The sequence below is a fragment of the Gordonibacter sp. genome, from assembly GCF_036667095.1.
GTDB lineage: Bacteria > Actinomycetota > Coriobacteriia > Coriobacteriales > Eggerthellaceae > Gordonibacter.
The window spans coordinates 1-2,353 of record NZ_JAVWUP010000303.1 but is presented as its reverse complement, the minus strand read 5'-3'; the positions used below and the strand labels follow the sequence as shown (position 1 = coordinate 2,353).

Annotated in this window: 1 protein-coding gene and 2 tRNA genes; all 3 read right to left on the bottom strand. The window is 59.4% G+C overall.

The features are described from left to right. Nucleotides 1–10: 10 nt before the first annotated feature. Nucleotides 11–81 (bottom strand) — tRNA-Glu (locus RR842_RS13985). 36 nt (nt 82–117) lie between these two features. Next, a tRNA-Gln gene (locus RR842_RS13980) sits at nt 118–191 on the bottom strand. Nucleotides 192–659: 468 nt separating this feature from the next. Beyond that, the gene (locus tag RR842_RS13975) at nt 660–2,048 is read right to left on the bottom strand and encodes an HD domain-containing protein (RefSeq protein ID WP_332730189.1); all 1,389 of its coding nucleotides are present in this window, start codon (nt 2,046–2,048) and stop codon (nt 660–662) included. Nucleotides 2,049–2,353: the final 305 nt, after the last annotated feature.

The following is a 2,353-nucleotide window of genomic DNA, read 5'->3' as shown; positions in this document are numbered from 1 at the left end:
GCAAGTTTTGTGGTAGTCCCGACCGGATTCGAACCGGCGACCTCCGCCTTGAGAGGGCGGCGTCCTGAACCGCTAGACGACCGGGCCATATCAAACATCGTTATTCGCGCAAGCGAATGGCTGGGGTGGAAGGAGTCGAACCCTCACATACGGCACCAGAAGCCGCTGTCCTACCATTAGACGACACCCCATCGGCTATCCGATGTGCATCTCGCAGTGTCAACCACGAGGTGCAAGCGCGAGTGAGTATATTACGGAAACGTTCGTTCTTCGTCAAGGCCTATCGTACATTTTTTTGAAAAAATTGAAAACAACGCTGCAATTGGAGCGTAATCCCAGGACTGCTCGGTTGCGTTTCTGGAGCGTTCGTCGAGATCCACGCGTTGTGGCCTGTGGCGAAAGCTGCTTGGATCAGGCTCTTCCCTAGTCTCTGGATGTGCGTCCGAACCCGATCGAGACATGCAGGGTGTCGCAGAAAGGCTTGTTGTCCGATTCGCCGCAACGGCAAAAGGCGTAGCTTTGCTCAGCGGGCAAGACGCGAACCTGGCGGTACTCGAGGTGCCCGCCTGCGGGGACGATGGCCTCCGAACGACATTTTCTCTTTCTTCGGGGTTTGGTCGCTGTCGTTGCGCAGAGGTGGTGGAAGCGTTGTGCGCGTGTCAGCTCTTCAGCCATTCTTTCACAAACGCAATCAGGGATGCCTGTTCGTTTGGAACGCGTTCGTCGATGACGGCGTCAAGTGCTGCGGCAAGTGCCGCTCCGACTGTCGGGCCTTGCGCTGCGCCTGCAGCCATGATGTCGCGTCCGCTCACGGCCAGCCGCTTCAGCGTGAACGCTTCGTCGGCGGCAAGTATGCGGGCAAGTTCCTGTTCCAATTGATTCGCGAGTTCCGTGCGCTCGGCGCATCGGGGCGCCTGGGACAGGGCATCGCCGCGCTTCAGGTCGCAAAGCGCTCGGAACAGATTGATGTCGCCACCTAGTCGGGCCAGCGCGCGCTTCACGGCTTTCGGCGTGGGCTCGATCACCTCGTCGTGATGTATTACCAGCATCAGCACGCGTTCGGCGAAGGCGGGCGAGAGCGTAAGCCTCCCCATGATGCCGCGTGCCAGCTCCCTGCTGATCTTCGCGTGACCGTAGAAGTGGCCTTGACCGTTGGCGTCTTGGAAGAACGCGGCAGGTTTCCCCATGTCATGAAAAAGAGCTGCCCACCGTACGAGCGGGTAGGGCGGCGTGTTCTGCACGACGTAGGCGGTGTGCTCTAGTACGTCGTATATATGATAGGGCGTGTGCTGCTGGAATCCCTTCATGGCAACAAGCTCGGGCAGCACTGCTGCTAAAACGTCGACGGTGCACATAAGCGCTCCATGCACCTGCGAGCCCAGCAGCAGCGCTTCGAGCTCCCGCGTGACGCGTTCGGACGAGACGCGCGCCAGTTGGTTTTTACAGGACATCATGCCAGCATAAGTATTCTGCTCCAAAGAGAAGCCAAGCTGCGAGGCGAAGCGGCAGCCGCGCAGGATGCGCAGCGCGTCTTCGGAGAAGCGTTTTGCCGGATCCCCTACGGCACGCAGCGTTTTCGCATGCAGATCCTCGATGCCTTCATAGGGATCGAGAAGACCTCGCGTCGGGTGGTAGGCCAAAGCATTGACCGTGAAGTCGCGGCGAGCGAGGTCTTCTTCGATCGTGCGTACGAACGATACTGCGTCGGGGTGGCGCGCGTCAGTGTAGGCGCCGTCGGTTCGGTACGTCGTGATCTCGAGGGCATGGTCGTCTACGACCACGGTCAACGTGCCGTGCGCTACTCCCGTCTCGTGCGTAGCGCAACCCTGCGCCTCGAACACGCGCTGCACGTCTCGCCATCCTGCCTGTGTTGCGATGTCGATGTCGGCACTCGGTCGACCCAAGAGTGCATCACGGACGAACCCGCCTACGCACCACGACTCGAACCCTGCGCGTTCCAGCGTGTCGAGTGCGAGGAGGGCATACGGGGGAAGGGGGATGGAATAGTTTCGGTAACGCTCGTCTATGGTCTGCCTCTTTTCTTGCATGAGGCGTCTGCGGGCGGCCATGCACCGCATGTTGCCTCGCTCTTGCCTCTCTAGGTCGCCTCTACAGTATAGGCAAACAGCTTGGAAAACGTATCCCCGGAAGACAATCGTAACGGTTCGGACGTGTGAGGTGGGGAAGGGCTTTTGGTACCTTAACCTCGCAAGGGCGGTTCCGATCGGTTTTTCTAGACTGCACATCACCCGATAGGAGGCGTAAAGCGTAGGTCTTCTGGGTGGAGGTCCGGTTGTTCCTAAGGAACACCCCCTAAGGAACACCCCCTAAGGAACACCCCCTAAGGAACACC

Bases quoted from the DNA above. Each gene is read 5' to 3' on its own strand.
- RR842_RS13975 (WP_332730189.1), bottom strand. From the start codon at position 2,048: ATGCAAGAAAAGAGGCAGACCATAGACGAGCGTTACCGAAACTATTCC.